Source organism: Stenotrophomonas hibiscicola ATCC 19867 (assembly GCF_000382065.1).
GTDB classification, from domain to species: Bacteria; Pseudomonadota; Gammaproteobacteria; order Xanthomonadales; family Xanthomonadaceae; genus Stenotrophomonas; species Stenotrophomonas hibiscicola.
Window position 1 is genome coordinate 863,370 of record NZ_KB907498.1, and the last position, 22,399, is coordinate 885,768.

The 22,399-nt window shown below is 66.4% G+C and carries 11 protein-coding genes, 1 tRNA gene and 1 pseudogene; 7 read left to right on the plus strand and 6 right to left on the minus strand.

What is annotated here, in order from left to right; genetic code table 11:
• Positions 1–23 precede the first annotated feature (23 nt).
• Genes G370_RS0104245 through G370_RS0104255 form a run of 3 tightly spaced genes read left to right on the plus strand, consistent with a single transcriptional unit; the run spans position 24 to position 3,413 of the window.
• Complete coding sequence (locus G370_RS0104245; RefSeq protein ID WP_032955142.1) at positions 24–947, plus strand: DUF58 domain-containing protein; 924 nt, start codon at positions 24–26, stop codon at positions 945–947.
• On the plus strand, positions 940–2,889 hold the full coding sequence (locus G370_RS0104250) for a transglutaminase TgpA family protein (protein WP_019659506.1): 1,950 nt from the start codon (positions 940–942) through the stop codon (positions 2,887–2,889). The genes G370_RS0104245 and G370_RS0104250 overlap by 8 nt, the downstream gene beginning before the upstream one ends.
• Complete coding sequence (locus G370_RS0104255; protein ID WP_019659507.1) at positions 2,886–3,413, plus strand: Slp family lipoprotein; 528 nt, start codon at positions 2,886–2,888, stop codon at positions 3,411–3,413. The genes G370_RS0104250 and G370_RS0104255 overlap by 4 nt, the downstream gene beginning before the upstream one ends.
• Before the next feature lie 76 nt (positions 3,414–3,489).
• Here the strand turns inward: G370_RS0104255 and G370_RS0104260 are convergent, their stop codons facing one another.
• From G370_RS0104260 to dnaX, 4 genes are all read right to left on the minus strand, one after another.
• Complete coding sequence (locus G370_RS0104260; RefSeq protein WP_005408300.1) at positions 3,490–3,849, minus strand: histidine triad nucleotide-binding protein; 360 nt, start codon at positions 3,847–3,849, stop codon at positions 3,490–3,492.
• A 67-nt stretch (positions 3,850–3,916) separates the two neighbouring features.
• On the minus strand, positions 3,917–4,516 hold the full coding sequence (gene recR, locus G370_RS0104265; protein ID WP_019659508.1) for a recombination mediator RecR: 600 nt from the start codon (positions 4,514–4,516) through the stop codon (positions 3,917–3,919).
• Between the two features lie 109 nt (positions 4,517–4,625).
• Positions 4,626–4,946 carry a YbaB/EbfC family nucleoid-associated protein gene (locus G370_RS0104270; protein ID WP_019659509.1) on the minus strand — a complete coding sequence of 107 codons (321 nt, stop codon included), beginning with the start codon at positions 4,944–4,946 and terminating at the stop codon, positions 4,626–4,628.
• Positions 4,947–4,952: 6 nt separating this feature from the next.
• On the minus strand, positions 4,953–7,001 hold the full coding sequence (dnaX, locus tag G370_RS0104275) for a DNA polymerase III subunit gamma/tau (protein WP_026346965.1): 2,049 nt from the start codon (positions 6,999–7,001) through the stop codon (positions 4,953–4,955).
• 144 nt (positions 7,002–7,145) lie between these two features.
• Between dnaX and G370_RS0104280 the strand changes: the two genes are divergently transcribed.
• The 3 genes from G370_RS0104280 (at position 7,146) to G370_RS01000000120715 (ending at position 9,701) form a co-directional block, all read left to right on the plus strand.
• Positions 7,146–7,238: transfer RNA gene (locus G370_RS0104280), tRNA-Ser, on the plus strand.
• A gap of 1,111 nt (positions 7,239–8,349) precedes the next feature.
• Positions 8,350–9,360, plus strand: coding sequence for an RHS repeat-associated core domain-containing protein (locus tag G370_RS1000000121810; protein ID WP_220095890.1), 1,011 nt, complete (start codon positions 8,350–8,352; stop codon positions 9,358–9,360).
• Between the two features lie 8 nt (positions 9,361–9,368).
• Positions 9,369–9,701 (plus strand): hypothetical protein, encoded by a 333-nt coding sequence (locus G370_RS01000000120715; protein WP_019659511.1) that lies wholly within the window; start codon positions 9,369–9,371, stop codon positions 9,699–9,701.
• A gap of 126 nt (positions 9,702–9,827) precedes the next feature.
• On the opposite strand, the pseudogene G370_RS01000000120720 reads toward G370_RS01000000120715, so the two are convergent.
• Positions 9,828–10,718: pseudogene (locus G370_RS01000000120720) on the minus strand (phage portal protein); the annotation flags it as partial.
• On the opposite strand from G370_RS01000000120720, the gene G370_RS0104295 reads away from it, so the two are divergent.
• Positions 10,717–11,151 carry a GNAT family N-acetyltransferase gene (locus G370_RS0104295; protein WP_010483855.1) on the plus strand — a complete coding sequence of 145 codons (435 nt, stop codon included), beginning with the start codon at positions 10,717–10,719 and terminating at the stop codon, positions 11,149–11,151. The pseudogene G370_RS01000000120720 and the gene G370_RS0104295 overlap by 2 nt on opposite strands.
• Before the next feature lie 57 nt (positions 11,152–11,208).
• Here the strand turns inward: G370_RS0104295 and G370_RS0104300 are convergent, their stop codons facing one another.
• Complete coding sequence (locus G370_RS0104300; RefSeq protein WP_019659513.1) at positions 11,209–22,110, minus strand: autotransporter-associated beta strand repeat-containing protein; 10,902 nt, start codon at positions 22,108–22,110, stop codon at positions 11,209–11,211.
• Positions 22,111–22,399: the final 289 nt, after the last annotated feature.

Genomic DNA, 22,399 nt, shown 5'->3' on the forward strand with positions numbered 1-22,399 from the left:
ACGTGGCCACACGCTGGGCACGCATGCAGCTGCTGGCTCGGCCGCGCAGGCCCGAAGCCTTGCCGAAACGACTGGATCGCCATCGCATCTATGTGCTGCCCACCCGCTTCGGCCTGTTCGTTGCAATCCTGCTGGCAGCCATGCTGCTGGGCGCGCTGAACTACAACAACAATCCCGCCCTGCTGCTGGCCCTGCTGCTGGCGGCAGCGGCAATCGCCAGTGCCATTGCCGCGCATCTCCAGTTGTCCGGCGTACAGATCGACGCGATCTCCGCCGAGCCGGTACCGGCCGGGCAACCCTTGCGCCTGCGCGTGGACCTCTCTCTGCGGGATCCGCGTGCGCGGCACGGCCTTCATCTCCAGCTGGGCGACAGCCAGGCCTGGACCTCGCTGCCTGCACACGGCCGTGGTGAAGTGGAACTGGAGGTTCCCAGCGAACGCCGGGGCTGGCTGGAGCTTCCACGTATCCGTCTGTCCACGACCCAGCCCCTGGGCCTGGTGCGGGCGTGGTCGTGGGTGTGGCCGGAACAACCGCTGCTGGTCTACCCACTGGCCGAAGCCCTGGCGCCTGCACTGCCGGAGAGCGGCAGCGATCCGCTGCATACCCGTGCCCACGCCAGCGGTGAGGAACTGCATCAGCTGCGGCCCTATCGTGCGGGCGATGCGCCACGCAGCATTTCGTGGAAGCACTCGGCACGCCGCGACAGCCTGCTGGTGCGCGAGTACGAAAAACCGGTCGGCATCGAAGTAGTCCTCGACTGGCGCGCATTGGCGCCGCTGGGCCAAGAAGCACGCATCGCTCGATTGGCGCGCTGGGTGGATGTAGCCGAGCGCGAGGGCCGCCGCTACACCCTGTTGCTGCCTGCACACCCGCCGTTCGGGCCCGGACAGGGCGCCAGCCACCACCACCTGTGCCTGCGCGCGCTGGCGCTGATGCCGCATGACTGAGACCCCGGAGCTGCTCGACCGCAACGCCCGCAACTGGACCCTGGCCAGCGCGGCGCTGGCTCTGTTGCCGCTGCTGCTGCAGCTGCCGCCACTGCTGGCGGGCGTGATCGCGCTGGCGGCGATTTTCACCGCCGCCCTGTCGCGGCGGACAGTGCTGCCGATGCCGGTGCGCCTGCTGCTGGTGCTGGCCATGCTCGGCGCCATCGTCTGGCAGATGGGCATGGTGCGCCCAGGACGCGACACCGGTTGCGCGCTGCTGGCCGCGATGCTGGCGATCAAGTCCAGCGAGCTGCGCAGCCTGCGTGATGCCCGCAGTCTGCTCGGCTTTGCGCTGTTCTCGCCCTTTGCAGCATTCCTGCTCGACCAGGGGCCGCTGACAACAGCACTGGCCGCGCTGGCCGGGGTCAGCGCACTGCTCGCCCTGCAACGCCTGGCCCAGGATGAAGGCCATGCTGGCCGCCTGCCGTTGCACGGGCAGCTGCGTGGTGTCGGCCGCCTGCTGGCGATCGGCCTGCCGCTGGCATTGGCCTGCTTCTGGCTGTTCCCGCGCCTTGCCACGCCACTGTGGGGCGTTCCCGAGCGCGCCGTGGGTACACCGGGGCTGTCCGACAGCATGGAACCCGGCCAGTGGCTGGACCTGATGGCCGACGACACCCCGGCGTTGCGCGTGCAGTTCTTCGGTGCCCCACCCGAGCCGGCGCAGCGCTACTGGCGCGGCCCTGTACTGACCGCCTTCGATGGACGGCGCTGGACACGCGAGCCTGCGAGCGCGCGGCGACCTGCTGCGGTGGTTGAAGCCGGTACACAGGGCTGGGATTACCAGATCGACTACGAGCCGACTGACCGCCGCCAGCTTGTGGCGCTGGACCTGCCCAGCGGTGCGCCTGCGGGCAGCATGCTGGATGCGGACATGAGCCTGCGCAGCGAACGCCCGCTGGCCTCGCTCAGCCGCTGGCGATTGCATTCGGCCCCTCCACGGCAGTTCGACAGCACGCTGTCGCCCCTTCTGCGCCGCGCGACGCTGCAGCTGCCGGCCGGCTTCAACCCGCGCACCGCCACCCTGGCCCAGCAATGGCGACAGGACGCCAGCGGTGATGACGAGGCCATCGTGCGCCGCGCGCTGCAGTGGATCACCACGGATTTCTCGTACACGCTGGATACCCCGGCGGCGGGGCGCGACCCGATCGACGAGTTCCTGTTCGGCTACAAGGCCGGCTTCTGTGAACACTTCAGCTCGGCTTTCGTGGTGCTGATGCGCAACGCGGGTGTACCCGCGCGGGTGGTGACCGGTTTCGCCGGCGGCACCCGCAACCGCATCGGCGACTACTGGGTGGTGCGGCGGATGGATGCCCACGCCTGGGCCGAGGTGTGGCTGCCGCAGCGCGGCTGGGTACGGGTAGACCCGACGGCGGCCGTGGCACCGGAACGCATCCTGGACACGCTGGACGACCGCCTGCAGGCCGGCACGGACACACCACTGCGACAGCGGTGGCTGCAGCTGGGCCAGATGGGGGATTGGCTGCGCCGCGGCTGGAACGATCTGGTGCTGTCCTTCGATGCGCGCCGCCAGCAGCAACTGCTCAAGCCTTTCGGGCTGGACGATCTGGGTCCCGGGCAGCTGGTCGCCGGCTTCGTCGTGGCCGCCCTGCTGGCACTGGCGTGGATGGCCTGGCTGCTGGCCCGCGGCGAGGGCGAACGCGACCCGCTGCTGCGCGCCTGGCATCGCCTCGGGCGACGCTACGCCCGCCTCGGCCTGGCCCGAGAACCGCACGAAACCGCACAGCACTGGGCACAGCGGGTTCACCGGCAGCGACCCGACCCGACCCTGCTCGCGCTCAGCCAGCGTTTCGCCGACGCGCGCTACGCTGGAACTTGCAACGACCTCGCCTCATTATTGCGGGACCTGCGCAGGCATCGCCCGACTTCCGGAGCCTCCCCATGAACACCAAGTTCCTCCTCACCGCTGTGGCCACGCTGGCCCTGTCGGCCTGCGCCACGGCCCCGAAGCCGCTGCAGGGACAGTTCAGCCTGGTCTCTCCTCGCGACTCGGTCGCTACCCAGCAGGTCGGCACGCCGGTCCGTTGGGGCGGTCGCATCATCGAAACCAAGCCTGGCCAGGGCGAGACCTGCTTCCAGATCATCTCGCGCCCGCTCAATGGCAGTGGCCGCCCGAACACCACCTCGTCCGATGCCAGCGACGGCCGCTTCATCGCCTGCCGTGCCGGCTTCTACGACCCGGCGGTGTTCGAGGCCGGTCGTGACGTCACCTTCATCGGCAAGATCGACGGCTACCAGAACACCCGCATCGGCGAGTACGACTATCGCCTGCCGAAGCTGGCGGCCGATGTCATCTACCTGTGGCCGGAACAGCGCCAGGTCGATGTGGTGCCCTACCCCTATGGCCCGTGGGGTCCGGGTCCGTGGGGCCCTTACTGGGGCGGCTATGGCCGCTGGGGCTGGTGGTGACCGCCACCGCACAGGCATGACGGAAAGGCCGCCCTCGGGCGGCCTTTTTCATCCACGCATGGCGTGGACAGGGGCTTCAACGCCCAGGCGCACCGAAATGCCCCAGCGGTGCCCCCGCCAGCAGGTGCATATGGATATGGAACACGGTCTGCCCGGCATGCTCACGGCAGTTCATCACGATGCGGTAGCCGTCCTGCGCGAAGCCCTCGCGGCGCGCGTACTCGGCAGCGGCCAGGGCCAGTTTGCCGATCAGGTGCGCCTGCGACGGCTGCAGGTCATCCAGGGTCGGAATGATCTCGTTCTTCGGAATGAACAGCACGTGCACCGGCGCCTGCGGTGCGATGTCCTTGAAGCCCAGCACCTCGTCATCCTCGTAGACGATGGTGGCCGGGATCTCGCGACGGATGATCTTGCTGAAGAGGGTTTCGTTGCTCATGGTCGGCCTCGGCGGGGATGTCTCCCGCATTGTAGGCCGCCCACGCCCGGCCACGTCCGGCCGTTGCTCAATCGCGGAATTCGCTGCGCGTACCGAACGCGTGCGACAGCGTGCCACGATCAACGTATTCGAGCTCGCCGCCCAGCGGCAGGCCCTGCGCCAGGCGGCTGGGCTGTACCTTGCGTGCGCGCGCCAGCTGCGCCAGGTAATGCGCGGTGGCCTCGCCCTCGACAGTGGCGCTGGTGGCGATGATCAGCTCCTGCACCTCGCCTTCGGCCAGCCGTCGCTCCAGCTGCTCCAGGCCCAGTTCGCGCGGGCCGACGCCATCGAGCGGCGACAGTCGCCCCTGCAGCACGAAGTAGACACCGCGGAAGCCGGTGGCGTTTTCGATGGCCAGGCGGTCGGCCGGCGATTCGACTACGCACAGCTGGCTGCGCTCGCGGCTGCCGTTGGCACAGGTCGGGCACAGCTCGGTTTCGCTGAAATCGCGGCACTGCGCACAGTGGCCGATGCGCTCCACCGCCAGCGCCAGTATCTGGGCCAGGCGCTGGCCACCTTCGCGCTCGCGCTCTAGCAGGTGGTAGGCCATGCGCTGCGCCGTCTTCTGGCCCACGCCAGGCAGCACCCGCAGCGCGTCGATCAATTGTTCAAGCAGGGGTGCGGACACGGCGGTGTGCTTTGATGGCGTCGAGCAAGCTCGACAGCTACGTGTAGTCGAGCCATGCTCGACTGAGGGTTGCAGCGGGCGCCTGCAGCAGCAGGCGCCCCGCCAAGAATCAGAACGGCAGCTTCATGCCCGGCGGCAACTGCATGCCAGCGGTGGCCGAACCCATCTTCGACTTCGACTCGGCATCGATCTTGTTCGAAGCATCGTTGAAGGCGGCGGCGATCAGGTCTTCCAGCATCTCCGGGTCGCTGGTCAGCGACGGGTCGATGCGCACCTTGCGGCATTCCTTGGCGCCGGTCAGGGTCACGCTGACCATGCCGCCACCGGCACTGCCGGTCACTTCGATCCTTGCGATTTCTTCCTGGGCCTTCTGCAGGTTCTCCTGCATCTTCTGGGCCTGCTGCATCAGTTGGGCGATGTTGCCGCGCATAGTCTCTTACTCGTCAAAAGAACGGATGGAATCGGAAACAACCCGGGCACCGTGCTGTTGGATCAGCACCTGCACCTCCGGATCGTCCATGAAAACAGCCTCTGCCACCTGCTGCCGCTCACTACGCTGGCGGTCGGCACGCTGATGCAGGGTCTCGGCCGGAACGTGCTCGATCTCCACGGTCTCGACCACGATCTTCGGGGCCTGGCCAAGGGCTTTCTCCAGCATCTCGCCCAGGGCGGCCAGCGCACGCTCAGAGCGCAGGTACTCAAATCCGGGCGAAAGGCCCAGTTTCAAGGTCCCGTGCTGGCAACTGATGAAGGCAGCGTTGGCCGCCAGCTGCCGCGACGGGCCGCTGAGGCCGCTGTTGGCCACCAGATCCAGCCAGTCCTCGGCCGTGGCCAGGTCGCTGACACCTTCCAGCGGCGCGGTCCCCTGCACTGGCGCGGGCTCGGCCGGCGCGATGGCAATGCCTTCAGTGCGGAACGGGCGCTCGGGCGGTGCAGGCTCGCTGGGAGCCACGACGGGAGCCGGCGGCTCATGCCAGGGCGCGACCATGGCGGCGTCTGGCCCCGCCATCTCGGCCGCCAGCGCCTCGTCACGCGCCTCGGTTTCGTCGGTGGCCCACGGCGGCAGGTCGTCGCCCGCTTCCGCTTCAGCAGCCAGTGGAGCGGCCTCGGCCTTCATCGGCGGCGGCTGCACAGGCTCTTCCACCGGAACCGGCTCGGGCTCCGGCGTCGGGTCCGGTTCGGGTTGCGGGGCCGGCTCGGGTTCGGGTTCAGGTTCGCGCGGCGCGGCCTGCACCGGAGCGGCCACCTGCGCCACCACGGCCGGGCTTGCCGAAGCGGCGGCAGTCGCCGGCATCGCTTCGTGGGTACCCGCACCGGTGCCACCACCGGCCGCATTGCCACCCGGCGCATTGCCTGCACCATCCACCGACTTCGGTACCGGCGGGACTGCTACGGCCGGGCGGAATGCCAGCATCCGCAGCACGGTCATTTCGAAACCTGCGCGCGGGCTCGGCGCCAACGGCAGGTCGCGCCGGCCATTCAGAGCCATCTGGTACCAGAGCTGCACCACTTCCGGGCGCAGGCGCTCGGCGAATGCGACGGCGTCCAGGCCTTCGGCAGCGGCCGCACCCGGTACCAGCTGCTGCACCTGGATGCGGTGCAGGCCTTCGGCCAATGCTTCCAGCACGCCACTCCAGTCCGGCGAGAATTCGGCCAGCGCAGCCACCACCTGCAGCAGGCGCGGACCATCGCCCTCGGCCAGCGCATCGAGCATCGCCGCCACCTGGGTGCGGTCGACCGTGCCCAGCATGGTGCGCACCACGTCCTCGCGCAGCGCGCCGCCGGCATAGGCGATCGCCTGATCAAGCAGCGACAGGCCGTCGCGCAGGCTACCGTCAGCGGCCTTGGCCAGCTGTACGATGGCACTGCCGTCGGCCTCGATCTCTTCTGCCGCCAGGATGCGCGTCATCTGGCCCTGGATCTGATCCTCGTCCAGGCGCTTGAGGTTGAATTGCAGGCAGCGGCTCAGCACGGTGACCGGCAGCTTCTGCGGGTCGGTGGTGGCCAGCAGGAACTTCACGTGCTCCGGCGGTTCTTCCAGCGTCTTCAGCAGCGCGTTGAACGCCGCCTTGGACAGCATGTGCACTTCGTCGATCAGGTAGACCTTGTACTTGCCACGCGAGGGCATGTACTGCGCGTTCTCGATCACTTCACGCACGTCATCCACACCGGTGTTGGACGCGGCGTCGATTTCCAGCAGGTCGATGTAGCGGCCGGCGTCGATGTCCAGGCAGGCCGCGCACTGGCCGCACGGGTCGGCGCTGGTGCCCTGCTCGCAGTTCAGCGACTTGGCGAAGATGCGCGCGATGGTGGTCTTGCCCACGCCGCGGGTACCGGTGAACAGGAACGCGTGGTGGACCCGGCCGCTGTCCAGCGCGTTGCTGAGCGCACGGACCACGTGTTCCTGGCCCACCAGCTCGGCAAAACGCTTCGGACGCCACTTGCGGGCAAGGACGAGGTAGGACATCAGGCCACCGTTTTCCATCGGATGTTCCATTGTGCCATGCCTGTCCAGCCCCCTCGCCTCCGGCACGTCCTTCGCAGATTCCTGGCTGGGGTGCTTGTGAAGTGCCGCGCAGCCCGCTAGAATCTGCGCCCCTGCTGAGGCGTTTGCCGATGGCAGGGATCCGGAGAGGTGTCCGAGTGGTTGAAGGAGCACGCCTGGAAAGTGTGTAAGCGTCTAAACCGCGCTTCGGGGGTTCGAATCCCCCTCTCTCCGCCAAGTTACGAACTAAGCCCCTGATTTCAGGGGCTTTTTTCTTGGGTTCGTATGTGGCCCCATACCCCGACCCATACTTCGTCAATCCGTTGATTCCTGGCCTATCAGCAGCGCGCCCTGCGCGTTGGGACGGCAATCCAGATAGTCAGCAAGAGCGCTGCACTTGGAGAAGCGAGAGTGCACGCAAGCAGTTTCAGATGACCGACCTGCGTGCATCGCGAAGCACGCCGCTCCCTCGCCACCGCCTCTGACAGCCGTAACGAAATGAGGTGCCGCATGCGCAAGGTCCTGAGCGCGCGTAGCAGCATGAGCGCCCAGGCAAGCGACCAACACCAAGAGCTGCTGCGCGCTGCGCGTCAGCGGCCCGTAGAAGCGGTTGAGAGGCAGTTGAGCGGATGGGAGGGCGCAGGCGGTCCAGCGCCGTGCGTACCCCGGCGTGCGCACTCGTCTCCCCGCCACGCCTGCGCACTTCATAGGGTGCTTTTTCTGCACCACCTGCACAAAGGCCAGGAGCAGGCCCAGCAAGGCTATGGATGACGTTGAGGGGCATCCAACTACCTGCGAAACCCTGCACTAAAGGGGGTATCTGGCAGGGGCATCAGCCACCAAGTGGGAGCCAAATTCGCAGACACCAGGAAGAAGCGAAAACAAGGCGTCCAACAGTGTCCAAGAAGAAAACTCCCACTACTGACAGTGTTTCAGGAAGGCTATGAATTGAGGGTCTGAAACAGAAAACGTGTGGCGAGCATCGCACTGCCAGTTTTGCCAACAGGTTCCTTGGAGTTCCTTGTGGCACAGCGCTTTCCAGCCACCTCTGCCTTCTGATTGACACCCCCAATCCAGCAACAGTTTCCAACATTGATGTTTTTCGGTGTTACAAGTGTGGCAGGTGTTACGGCAGTCAAATATGCAACTATAATCAAATGGTTACGCTATTCGCACCGAACGCGGCCACGGTGTAACACAGGTGTTACCGGTGTTACAGCCTACCCACCGCGACGCCAGCTCGAAGACTTGCCCGCCCGCCCCTGGCGCCGACTTCGGTCGTCACGCCGACGGGGACTGTGATATGAGGGCAATGCCTTGCTGGAAGGCTCTTTCAGGGATTGGAAGGATGGAATGGCTTGAGAGAATTGCGTGCCGCGCGTCGGCCCGCCGAAAGGGCATGAGAACGTATTTCGGCAAGCTGAGCGTCGTCGGCGCCTGGCTCTGCTGGCTGATGTTGGTTGGCTTGGCACTGCCGCTAATCGCAACTGCTCAGACGGTCACTTACATCCACACCGACGCCCTTGGCTCGGTCGTTGCCGAAACCGATGAAAGCGGCAACGTGATCAAACGGTACGACTATGAGCCCTACGGGGGTGTCGTGGACGGACCGGTTACGGATGGGCCTGGCTACACGGGGCACGTGAGCGATGCTGCCACGGGGCTGAGCTACATGCAGCAGCGCTACTACGATCCCCAACTAGGGCTCTTTCTCTCTGTAGATCCCGTCTCACCAAACGACAAACCGGGCTCCGCCTTCAACCGCTATCGATACGCTGCGGGCAATCCCTACAGATTCGTCGATCCTGATGGCCGCCAGGAACGGGCGGCGGAGAGACATGCCGACTCGGTAGCGAGCTCACCCTCTGCATATGATACGTTCGGCCCCGCAGCACTTGCGGTAACAACAGCGATTGTGCGCGCGACGCCAGTTGTTGGGCCTGCTGCTGCATCGGCAATGTCTGGCTCCATTAATTCGGCGCAACCACTGGCCCTGCCATCACCAGCACCTGCAGCGCCCACTGCGCCAACTCCTGCCGCTGCCCCGGCGACACCTTGTGGCCCGAGCTATGTCGTCTCGTCGAACGGAACAGCATTTCCGGTACCCACAGGGGCGAGCGGACCAACTCCGGTCATCAACCCCGCAGGAAAACAGACCGGTGTCGCATTTACTGGGGGTGCCGGAGGCAGTAATGGGCAAGTCGCCACCATGCGGATGATGGACCCAACCCCTCCCAGGGGAAACAGTCCTGGATATCCAGCTGGCTATATCAAGTACGAGAATGCTGGAAAGCAAGGCGTAGATCCGCTCTCCGGGAAAACGCTACCTAATTCGAAGTCTCACTTCCCAGTCAGATAGGCCTGAACATGATCGAGCACCAGGCGGAAGCTCTCCGGCCATTGATCGGAAAAAATGTGACACTGGGGATTGAAGATGGCATGGCCACGATAGGTACGCACGATGGCTGGGAGCTGCATATCTACAACTCTTTCAGCCTCCTTAGCGATGGCATTGCGGAGAATCCTCCGCGCTCAACGCTGAGCTTGGTGCTGGAGGATTGCCGGTTCGATCACGAGACAATGGTTGCGCAGTTTTCTAGAGGGGTCACACTCACAGTCGACTTAAGTGAAGATGGCTACTCTGGCCCAGAGGCGATGCAGTTGAATAGTCCAGATGGAACTATCGTGATCTGGAACTAAGTTCGATGCAGCCGCCGCTACTCGCACTGGGATCACCCCCCAAGGGCGACAGGTATTGACCTTCTCCCTGTCGCCCCTGTTTCGAATGAAGCAGTAGCTTGACCTCGCCCCTGCAGGGGTAGGCATTTAGTTCGTTGAACGTTCTATTTCGAAGGGGGCAAAAGTGATGACCTCCTCACCGATCCATTCGTTGACCATGGCCATGCGCGATTGCAGGGGAGCCAGTTCCATCGACGCCCACACGGTGGCCGCATCCCGAATCGAGCCGAATCCGCCCGCATTCTGCGGGACGATACCCAGCAGCTGCGGTGGGATGCGCAGCGCGGCCAGGATGTCATCACGGGTCACACGCTTGATGCCGGTGAACTCATCCTTGGCCGCCACTTCGCTGATCGGGATCAGCTGCAACCCGTCCTTCTTGCCGTTGGGCGAATGCACGAACAAGTTGCGGAAATTGCCCGGCCCACGCGAGTCTCGCAGCGCCTGCCGCAGGGCGTCCACATCCATGCCCTCCGGCTGCGGGTCGGTCATGTAGAGGATGAACCCGGCGTGCGAGCCGTTGGTGTAGTACCTACGGCGGAACAACGTGGCCGATTCATTGAGCAGCGCCGACTGCACGACTGCCAACCACTCCGGCAACCCGTAGATTTCCTGATCGGTATCGGCCTCGCGCAGCTGGTGCACCGAGCCAGGTGCAAGTTCATGCTCGGCCCGCCCAGCTCGCACCTGGAAGAACACAATTGGATCCACGCCACGGCGTATGTACTGCTCCATCAGCGGGTGCAGCTGCAACAGCCGCCCGGAGTGCGAGAGTTGCCGCCCCAGGTAGGCCATGCCGAACACCAGGTAATCCAAGGCCAGCTGCGAGAACGCGGTGCGGTCCAGCAAGCGATGCGGCATGAAGGTGCGCACTAGCATGTTGCGCTTGAAGATCAGGCCACTGTGCAGGAACGGATTGGAGCGCGTGGTGCGCGACAGGCCACTGAGGGTGATCGGTGGTTCGTAATGGCGACCGTTGCTCTACCGCCCCACCGATGCCAGCGCCTGCCTGTCGATTTTCGACAGCAACGTACCCACCTACTTCGCGCCCGAAGAGCGCAGTGACTTTGAACGCTTCCTGCGCGAACAGGCCACGGACTGTGCATTCCAGGTCATCGAGCGCGATGGCAGCATCGTGGCCTGTGGCGGCCTGTCGCGACGCGGCGACGGCAGTGCCGGTTTCTGCTGGGGGATGGTCCAGCGCGCGCTGCACCGGCATGGACTGGGCCGCGAACTGGCACTGGCACGCCTGCGCCAGGCTGAAGCGGATCCCTCGATCAAGCGCATCGCGCTCAGTACCAGCCAGCACACCCAGGGCTTCTATGCCGGGCTGGGCTTCCAGGTGACGCGGATCGTGCCCGATGGCCACGGCGCCGGGATCGACGCCGTGGAAATGGAGCGGGAGCTCTAGCGCTCCCGCCCCGGCCCCATCCACGCAGTGCGTGGATCTACCGCTGGCCCGCTCCCCTCAGAAGCCTACGCGCAGGTTGATCTGCCCGCCAACATCACGGCGGCCATCGCCGTGCTGGCCCTGCACGAACATCGACAGCTGGCTGTTGCGGCCGAGGCCGACCGCCACGCCCAGCTGGCTGACCAGCGCATTGCGCGCCATCACCGCACTGTAGACATCGAAGGCATTGCCGCCCACCGCGAAGCGATTGCGGCTGGCCACATCGGTGTCACCCGAGGCGTGCTGCCAGCCGAGGCCGACCGTCAGCTGTGCCGGGAAGCGCTCGCCGCTGCCCACGTCCCAGCGCCCACGCACGCCCACGGTGCTGACATTGAGCGTGTCCTTGCCGCCTTCCAGCGCCAGCGCAGCAGTGCCGCCCTGCTCCACTGCGCGATCGCTGTCGACCCAGTGCTTGGTGAACTGCACGTACGGCTGCAGCTGGGTCCTGCCATGGGACCAGGTCCAGCTGCCCTCCACCTGCGCGATGGTCACATCCGAGTCCTGGCGGCTGTACAGGGTCTGGCCCAGCAGCGGCACCTCACGCGTGGTGCGCGTGCGGTAGTCGCCGCGCGATACGCTGCCACCGACCGCGAAACCGTTGTTCCACTGGCCCTGTGCATACAGGCCGAACGTGTGGCCACGCAGGCGGGCCCGCGAACTGCGATCGTACAGGCGCGTATCCAGCCGCTCGTTGCCTGCGGCCGCACCCAGCACCACGTGCTCGCCCAGCTGCCAGTCCACGCCCGCCATCAGCGCATTGCGGTTGGAGCGGATGTCATCGCCGTTGCCGTCACCGTCCTGGCGGAACACCTTGCCACTCCCGGCCAGCCAGGCCGAGGCTCGCTCACCACGCACGGTCGGCAGCTCACTGCCCAGGCGCTGGCGGATACCCTCCTCCAGGTAGTTGTCGTACAGCAGCACCGCGCGGCTGGCCGCATGCACTTCACCCGAAAGCTGGTCGAACGCCGCGCGCGCAGTGCCCGCGTCATACATCAGCAGGGTGTTGTACAGGCCCAGCGCCGGGCCGCTCTGCGGCAGGCTGTCCAGCGCTGCGGCAGTGTTGTACTGGTTGCGCGTCGTCGCTGCGGTGGTGAATGCTGCGGTCTGCGCCACGTCTATCTGCAGGTTGGCGGTGTTGGCGGTATAGACCGGCGTGATCGTCAGGAAGGCCGACGGCGAGGTTGCCGAAGCGAACTGCCCGCTCACGCCACCACCTGCATTGACCACCGTGTACTGCTGGCCCTGCTGGTAGCTGGTGCTCGGCGAAATGGTGTTCACCCGCACCGTGCTGCCACCCACGTTTGCACTACCGCCCACCTGCACCGTGTCGCTGCCGGTGGCACCCAGGTCGATGCCCAGCGTGCTGCCCGGCGACAGGGTCAGATTGCCGCCCACCGTAATGGTGCCGGCGCCATTGCCCGCACCGCCGCTGTTGCCTGGACCATTGCCCGGCGAGAGCACGCCGCCGCTGGACACCGTCACGCCACCGCCGGCCCCCCCGATGGTGCCGGTTCCGGACAGCGTGGTGCCGCTGCCGATCGTCCACTGGCCACCGATATTGCCGGTGACATTCAGGCCACCGCCGGTGACCTGGCCGGTGCCGCTGAAGCCGCCGCTGTTGCCGCCCAGGTTCAGGCCGCCCGGGCCTGCCTGCACGATGCTGCCACCACCGCTGATGGTGCCGCCCAGCGTGGTGGTGCCGCCGGTGTTGATGACCAGGCCACCATTGTTGGTGATATTGCCGGTGATCGAGCCGCTGGCGCCGCCATTGCCGACCTGCACGGTGCCGCCGGCATTGATGGTGGTGCCGCCGGTGTAGGTGTTGTTGCCGGTCAGGGTGACCGTTCCGGTGCCGGCCTGGGTCAGGCCACCGTTGCCGCTGATGGTGCCGCCCACCGTGGTGTTGCCGCCGACGTTGAACACCAGGCTGCCGTTGTTGGCAACGTTGCCGGTGATCGCACCGCTCGCGCCACCGTTGCCGACCTGCAGCGTGCCGCCGGTGTTGATGGTGGTGCCGCCGGTATAGGTGTTGTTACCGGTCAGGACCACGGTGCCGGTGCCGGCCTGGGTCAGGCCGCCGCTGCCGCTGATGGCACCGCCGACGGTGGTGTTGCCACCCACGTTGAACACCAGGCTGCCGTTGTTGACGACGCTGCCGCCGATGGCACCGGTCGCCCCGCCATTGCCGACCTGCAGGGTGCCACCGGCATTGATGGTGGTCTGGCCGGTATAGGTGTTGTTGCCGTTCAGGGTCAGCGTGCCGCTGCCGGCCTGGGTCAGGCCGCCACTGCCACTGATGGTGCCATTCAGCGTGGTATTGCCCGCCACATTGGAGAGCAGCGTGCCATTGTTGGTGACGTCGCCGACGATCGAGCCCGTCGCACCGCCGTTGCCCAGCTGCAGCGTACCGCCGGCGTTGATGGTGGTACCGCCGGTATAGGTGTTGGTACCGGTCAGCAGCAACGTCCCGCTGCCGGCCTGGGTCAGGCCGCCGCTGCCGCTGATGGTGCCGCCCAGCGCGGTGTTGCCGCCCACGTTGGAGATCAACGCGCCATCGTTGGTGATGTCGCCAGCGATGGAGCCGGTTGCCCCGCCGTTGCCGACCTGCAGCGTGCCACCGGCATTGATGGTGGTGCCGCCGGTGTAGGTGTTGTTGCCAACCAGGGTCAACACGCCAGCGCCGGCCTGGATCAGCGTGCCACTGCCACTGATCGCGCCATCGACTGTGGTGTTGCCACCGACGTTGAACACCAGGCTGCCGTTGTTGGCAACGTTGCCGGTGATCGCGCCGGTCGCACCGCCATTGCCCACCTGCAGCGTGCCACCGGCATTGATGGTGGTGCCGCCGGTATAGGTGTTGTTGCCGGTCAGGGTCAGCGTGCCGCTGCCGGCCTGGGTCAGGCCACCGGCGCCGCTGATGGTGCCGCCCAGCGTGGTGTTGCCGGCCACGTTGGATACCAGCGCACCGTTGTTGGTGATGTCACCCACGATCGCGCCGGTTGCACCGCCGTTGCCCACCTGCAATGTGCCACCGGCATTGATGGTGGTACCGCCTGTGTAGGTGTTGTTGCCGGTCAGCACCAGCGTACCGCTGCCGGCCTGGGTCAGGCTGCCACTGCCGCTGACCACACCGCCCACGGTTGCCGTGGTGCCGAGGTTGTAGACCAGGCTGCCGTCGTTGGTGATGTCGCCCAGCACCGAGCCGGTGCTGCCACCGTTGCCGATCTGCAGCGTGCTGCCACCGTTGATGGTGGTGCCACCGGTGTAGGTGTTGTCACCGCTCAGGGTCAGCGTGCCGGTACCACTCTGCACCAGGCCACCGGTGCCGCCGATCACGCCGGCGAACGTGGTGCTGGCGTTGTTGCCGCCGGTGGTCAGCGTTGCACCGCCCAGCGCCACCGTACTGCCGGTAACACCAGCCAGGCCACCGATGCTCTGGTTGCCACCGGCACTGATGTCCAGCGTACCGGTGCCGGCCAGGTTCACCGTGCTGGCGTCGGACAGGCTGCCGCCCGCGCCCACCGCCAGCGTGCCGCTGTTGATGGTGGTGGTGCCGGTGTAGCTGCTGGCGCCGGCCAGGGTCAGCGTGGCCGCACCGTCCTTGGTCAGGCCGCCTGCACCGGAGACCGCACCGGCCAGCGTCAGGTCGTTGTTGCCCAGCACATCAAGCGTGGCACCGGCGCCGAGTGCAACGTTGTTGGCCAGGGTCACCGCCGCGTTGGCATCCAGCGAACCGTTCCCGGCCACGTTCAACGCACCCGTACCGAGCGCGGCATTGTTGCCGACCACCAGCCCGCCGGCATTGAGGGTGACGCCGCCGCTGAAGGTGTTCGCACCGCCCAGCGTCTGCACGCCAGCGCCGTCCTTGATCAGCGCTCCCGTGCCGCCGATGGTGCCGTCGAACGTGGTGTTGCCGACGCCGCCGAGAGTCAGCGTGTTGCCACCCAGCGCCACACTCGAACCCGCCACGCCCGCCAGCGAGCCGATGCTCTGGTTGCCGCCTGCGGAGATATCGAACGCGGTACCCGCATTGGCGAGGGTGACCGCACCGGTCGCCGCCAAGCTGCCGCCGGCACCGATCGCCAGCGTGCCGGCACTGATGGTGGTGCCGCCGGTGAAGGTGTTGGTACCGGTCAGGGTTTCGGTGCCGGTGCCTTCCTTGATCAGGCCGCCGGTGCCGGCAATCGAACCACCGAACGTGCCGTTGCTGGCATCACCGATGGTCAGCGTGTTCGCGCCCAGATTCACCGTACCGTTGCCGATCAGCGTGCCGAACACCTGCGTACCCGCACCGGCCGACAGATCGAAGGTCGCGCCGGTGGCCAGGTTGACGGTGCCACTGGCAAGCAGGCTCGCGCCCGCGCCCAGCGCCAGCGTACCGGCGTTGATGTTGGTGCCACCGGAATAGGTGTTGGTGCCGTTCAAGGTCAGTGTGGCCAGGCCCTCCTTGGTGAGGAACCCGGTGCCGCTGAGATTGCCGTTGAGTGTCAGATCGTTGCTGCCCAGCACGGTCAGGCCGGCATTGAGAACGAAGTTGTTGCCCAGCGTGATCGCGCTGTTGGAATCGAGCGAGGCATTGCCACCCACGGTCACCGTACCCGTGCCAAGCGCGGAATTGTTGCCGACCACCAGGCCACCGGCGTTGAGCGTGACGCCACCGCTGAAGGCATTGGCACCATTCAGCGTCTGCACGCCGGCGCCGTTCTTGATCAGGCCGCCACTGCCGCTGATCACGCCGTTGTAGGTGCTGTCGGCGACGCCGCCGAGGGTCAGCGCGTTGCCGCCCAGCGCCACTGTGCTGCCGGCCACGCCGGCCAGCGAACCAATGCTCTGGCTGCCACCGCCGGAGATGTCCAGCGTGCCGGCACCGGCCAGATTCACCGCGCCGGTGGACGCCAGGCTGCCTCCGGCACCGATGGCCAGCGTGCCGTTGTTGATGGTGGTGCCGCCGGAATAGGTGTTGGCACCGGTCAGGGTCACCGTGGCTGCGCCGTCCTTCACCAGACCACCGGCACCGCTGATGATGCCGTCCAGGGTCAGCCCATTGCTGCCGAGCAGGGTGAGGTTGTTGCCGGCAGAGAGGTTGATGGCGTTGCCGAGGGTGACTGCCAGGCTGCTGTCCAGCGTCGCGTCGGCCCCCACGTCCAGCGCCCCCGTACCCAGCGCGCTGTTGTTGCCGACCACCAGGCCGCCACCGTTCAAGGCCAGACCACCACTGAACAGGTTGGCGCCGCCCAGGGTGAGGATACCCACGCCGTTCTTGACCAGCGCACCGGTGCCGGAAATCGAACCGTCGAAGGTGCTGCTGTCGGCGCCGCCGAGGATCAGCGAGTTGGCGCCGAGGCTGACCAGGGAGCCGGTCACGCCAGACAGTGAACCAATCGTCTGGTTGGCACCGGAACCCGAAATGTCGAAGCCCGCGCCGGCGGCGGCGACGTTCACCGCTCCGGACGAGGACAGACTGCCGCCGAGACCGATCGCCAGCGTGCCGCCGTTGATGGTGGTGCCGCCGGTGTAGGTATTGGTGCCGGTCAGTGTCTCGATACCGCTACCGACCTTGGTCAGGCTACCGGTGCCGGCGATCGAACCGCTGAAGGTGCCGTTGGCGGCGCTGCCCACTTCGATGTTGTTGGCGCCCAGGTTGACCGTGCCGTTGCCAACCAGCGTGCCGAACACCTGCGTGCCGTTGCCGGCCGACAGGTCCAGCGTGGCGCCGGTGGCGAGATTGACGGTGCCGCTTGCGGCCAGGCTGGCCCCGGCGCCGAGTGCCAGCGTGCCGGCGTTGACGTTGGTACCGCCGGTGTAGGTGTTGGCGCCGTTCAAGGTCAGCATCGCAGTGCCGTTCTTGGTCAGGCTGCCGGCACCGGAGAGCACACCGTTGAGGGTAAGCGCGCTGGTGCCCAGCACCGTCAGCCCGGCGTTGAGCACCACGTTGTTGGCCAGCGTCGCCAGCGCGGTGGTATCCAGCGTGGTCGCCCCACCGACGGTGAGCACGCCGGTACCCAGCGCGGCATCATTGCCGAGCACCAGGCCGCCGGCATCGAGCGAGACGCCGCCGCCGAAGGTATTGGCACCGGACAGGGTCTGCACCCCGGCGCCGACCTTCACCAGCCCGCCACCACCACTGATCACGCCATCGAAGGCCCCGTTGGTCGCGGTGCCGAATGTCAGCGAATTGCCCCCCAGCGCCAGTGTGGTTCCGAGCACGCCGTTGAGCGCACCGATGGTCTGGTTGCCGGTCGCGCCGGAGATATCGAAGCCCGCGCCGGCATTACCGAGCGTGAGGTCGCCAGCGGCAGCCAGACTGCCCCCCACGCCCAGCGCCAGCGTGCCGGCGTTGATGGTGGTGCCACCGCTGTAAGTGTTGGCGCCGTCCAGTGTCAGCGTGGCGGTGCCGTTCTTGATCAGGCTGCCATTGCCGGACACGATGCCGCCCAGGGTCAGCGCATTGCTGCCCGCTACGGTCAGCGCCACGCCCGAGCCAAGGTTCACCGCGTTGCCCAGCGTCACCGCGGTGCCGGCATCCAGCGAAGCACTGTTGTTCACCGCCAGCGTGCCGGAACCCAGCGCCCCGTTGGCGCCCACCACCAGGCTGCCGCCGTTCAAGGTCAGGCCGCCATCGAACGTGTTGGTGTTGTTGAGCGTCAGCAGACCCGTACCGTTCTTGACCAGGCTGCCGTTGCCAGCCACCACGCCGCCGAGGGTGACATCATTGGTGCCGCCCAGCGTCAGTTGCGTACCGGCACCAAAGTTCACCGCGTTGGCCAGGTTCAGCGCCACGGTACTGTCCAGCGTGGTGGTGCCACCGATGCCCAGCGGACCCGTGCCGAGCGCACTGGCGTCGCCGAGAATCAGGCCGCCCGCGTTGAGCGCAAGGCCACCGCTGAACGTGTTGGCGCCGGACAGCGTCTGCACGCCCGTACCGGTCTTGATCAGGCCACCGGTACCGTCGATCACGCCGGCAAAACTGCCATCGGCGGCACCGCCGAAGGTGAGTGACTGCGCGCCAAGCAGCAGCTGGCTGCCTGCCACGCCGTTCAGCGCGCCGATGGTCTGCGCTGCACCCGCTGCGGAGATGTCCAGTGCCGCACCGGCGCCCGCAAGATCCACTGCACCGGTTGCGGCAAGACTGCCGCCCGCTCCCAGCGCCAGCGTGCCTGCGTTGATGGTCGTGCCACCGTTGTAGGTATTGGCGCCAGACAACGTCAGCCGCGCCGTACCGTCCTTGATCAGCCCGCCAACACCGAATACCGGGCCGGCGAGCGTCAGGTCATTGCTGCCCAGCACCGTGAGGTTGGCGCCGGCGGCGAGGCCTATGTTGTTGGTCACGGTGAGCGCCGATGCTGCATCCAGCGAAGCGTTGCCGACCACGTCCAGCTGGCCGGTACCCAATGCCTGCGCATTGCCCAGCTGCAGCAGGCCCGCGTTGAGGCCAACACCCCCGCTGAAGGTGTTGGCTCCGTTCAACGCCAGTGTCGCCGCACCGTTCTTGACCAGGCCGCCAGTGCCGCTGATGACACCGCCCAGCGACACGTCCTGGCTGCCCAGCAGATCCAGCACCGCGCCTGCACCGAGGTTGACGTCGTTGGCGAGATTCAGGGCCACCGAACTGTCCAGCGTGGTATCGGTCCCCACCGACAATGCACCGGTGCCCAGCGCGCCGGCATTGCCCAGCAGCAGGCCGCCGCCGTTGACGGTCAGCCCCCCACCGAAGCTGTTGGCGCCATTGAGGGTCAAGGTGGTGGCACCGTTCTTCACCAGCCTGCCCGCACCGGACACCACCCCACCCAGCGTGATCGCCTGCGAACCCGGCAGCGACAACGCGGCGCCTGCACCCAGTGCCACGTTGTTGCTCAGGTTCAGCGGCGCACTGCCGTCGAGCGAGACGTTGCCACCGATGCCCAGTGTCCCCGTACCGAGCGCGCCGCTGTTGCCCAGCAGCAGGCTGCCCGCGTTTGCGTTCAGTCCACCGCTGAAGGTGTTGGTTCCGTTCAAGGTCAGTGTCGAGGCGCCGTTCTTGACCAGGCTGCCGGTGCCCGTGATGTTGCCGACCAGGGCCAGGTTCTGGCTACCCGGCAGGGTCAGGGCCGCGCCGAGGTTGATCGCACTGCCCAGGTTCAACGCTGCCGTGGCATCCAGCGACCCGTTGCCACTGACCGTCAGCGCGCCGCTTCCCAGCGCACCGGCGTTGCCCAGCACCAGCCCACCGGCCGCAAGATTCACCCCACCGCTGAAGGTATTGGCACCGGTCAGCGTCTGCACGCCGGTACCCTGCTTGATCAGCCCACCGGTGCCGCCGATCACGCCGGCGAAGGTCTGGTTGGTGGCATCACCGAAGGTGAGCGTGCTGCTGCCCAGCGTCACCGTGCTGCCGGCAATACCGGACAGCGCGCCGATGGTCTGGTTGCCGCCGAGCGAGATGTCCAGGTCCGCGCCAACGCCGGTCAGGCTGACCGCACCGCCGGCGGCCAGGCTTCCGCCGCTGCCCACCGCAACCTTGCCGGCATTGATCGCCAGGCCGCCGATGAAGGTATTTGCGCCACCCAGCGTAAGCGTGGCCGCACCGTTCTTGACCAGGCTGCCGGTGCCACCGATGGCGCCGCCCAGCGTCAATGCATTGCTGCCCAGTACATTCAGCAGGCCACCTGCGCCGAGGTTGATGCCGTTGCCCACGCTCAGCGCCGCGCTGGCATCGAGCGTTGTCGGACCGCCGACATTCAGCGCGCCGGTTCCGAGCGCGCCGGCATTGCCCAGGACCAAGCCACCGGCATTGAGCGCCAGCCCACCACCAAAGGTATTTGCACCGTTGAGCGTCAGCGTGGTCGCACCACTCTTGACCAGGCTGCCGGTGCCACCGATCACGCCGTTGAACGTCAACGCCTGGTTGCCGAGCAGATTGAGGCTGGCACCCGAACCGAGGTTGACCGCGTTGCCCAGTGCAAGCGCCCCCGTGGTTCCATCGAGCGTCACGTCGCCGCCGACACTGAGCGCACCGCTGCCCAGCGCAGCAGCATTGCCCAGCAGCAGGCCGCCGCCGTTGAGTGCCACGCCGCCACTGAGGTTGTTCACGCCCGACAAGGTCTGCACGCCGGTGCCCAGCTTGACCAGGCCACCCGTGCCTGCGGCGAACGTGCCGCTGTAGCTGGTATCGCCCAGCCCCGCGAGGGTGAGCGTGTGGCTGCCTAGGTTGACCGAACCGCCGAGGCCCGCCAGCGAACCAATGGTCTGGTTGGCGGCCGCCGAAAGATCCAGGCTGGTGCCGACGCCCAGCGTGATCGCGCCGGTGGGCGACAGGCTACCGCCCGCGCCCAAGGCCAACGCGCCCCCGGCCAGGTTGAAGCTGCCGCTCAGCGAATTGGCACCGTTCAGGGTCAGCGTGCCCGCACCGTTCTTGGTCACGTTGCCGGCACCGGAAATCGAGCCACTCAATGTCAGCGCATTGCTGCCCAGCAGGTTCAGCGAGCCCCCGCCATTGACCACCAGGTTGTTGCCCAGGTTGAAGCCCGCCGTCGTGTCCAGCGAGGCGCTGCCACCGACGGTCAGATTGCCGCTGCCGAGTGCACCGGCATTGCCCAGCAGCAGGCCGCCGGCATTGAGGTTGACGCCACCGGAGAACAGGTTTGCGCCGCCGAGAGTAACGATGCCGGTGTTGTTGACCGTCAGTCCGCCAGCACCTGAAAGCACGCCATTCAAGCCGAACGCATTGGTCCCGGCCAGGGATAGATTGCCGCCGAGGCTGAAAGCGTTGGCCAGATTCAGACCGGCCGTGGAGGATGCGATGGCACCGCCGTTGGCGGTGAACAGCCCTGTGCCGAAGGAACCGGCATTGTTGAAATTGACCAAGCCATCATTGAGCGTGGTCGCACCTGCACCCGCCCACGCACCCTGCAGGTTCCAGGTGCCGCTGTTGACGGTGAGCTTCTGGAAATTGCGGTACTGGTTCCAGCCCAGCGTGGTCACCGCTCCGCCGGTGCCGGCCCCCGGACCGCTGACGACGTTCTGCAACACCAGCGTGTTGTTGGCCGCACCACTGCCGGTGCCGGCGTCGACCGATCCCGCAGCCGCAACCTTCACCCCGGTGACACCGGTAATCACGCCTGCAAGAGCGCTGCCGCCGCCGCTCACAACGCTGGAACCCGACACTGCGGTGAAGGTGTTGCCGCCGGTTGAATCACCCAGGTGAACGCTGCCACTGACCGCCCCCGCATTGAGGAACGTATTACCGCCAGAAGCGCCCAGACCGACACGCCCGTCGATGGTGCCGGTGTTGGTCACATTGGCTGCCGCACCACCGTACGTCACCACGGTAGTCGCGTCGGAAACGCTGCCTGCGCCGATCAACGACGTGCTGATCAGGCCGGCGTTGTTGATGGTGGTGGTGCCGTTGACATTCTGTGCCACCAGCGCCTGTCCACCGAAGCCCAGCAGCGTTGCGATGTTGACGACACCCTTGATCTGTCCGCTGGCATTGTTGTTGACGACGATCGCGCTGTTGTTGGCAGAAGCATTGCCGATGACCAGGCCGGGCGAGGCGAGGATGATCGAGCTCGGATCGATCGTGCCATTGTTGTTGACCGTCACGTTGTCGCCGGTCAGCGTTGCTGCGTTGCCGCCACCTACGATCGGCGGCGTACGCAGCAATGCACCCGCGTCGATGTTCAGCGTGAGGCCGTTGGTCGCGTTGGAGTAGTTGTTGATGTTGGTGGTGCTGTCGCAGTTTACGGTTGTGGTGCCCGTGCACGCTGCGAATGCCGGTCCGCTGGCCAGTGTGGCGGCCAAAGCCGCCGCCAGCTGGTGCGCCCGCAATCGCGGCACCCGCCCTGCGCTGACCGCGCTTCCGCCGGGATTGCGGGCGATCTCCGAAGCAACCTGCATTACCCCAAGGGCACGATTGAAAACCAGACGGTAAATGCGGTTCATCGGTAAATCTCCATGAAAAGACCGGATGGCACAGCTGGCAGGTTTTTTGGAGACAATGCGGCCCACCCCGGCTCCCGATGCGGGAACAAGGTTCGAGGGCATTAACTCCTGAGAATCTTCACATCTTCACGCGGTCGCACCCGGTGACAGGTACGACAGCGTGTCCCTCAAGGCGAAAACTCCCCGGTTTCGCCCGACGAATGGCGGCACTGTGCGACCGTCGGTGCCAGCGGCATGTGAATCACGCTCGTTATTTTCATGACGTACGTCAAATAAAACGGGCGGACAA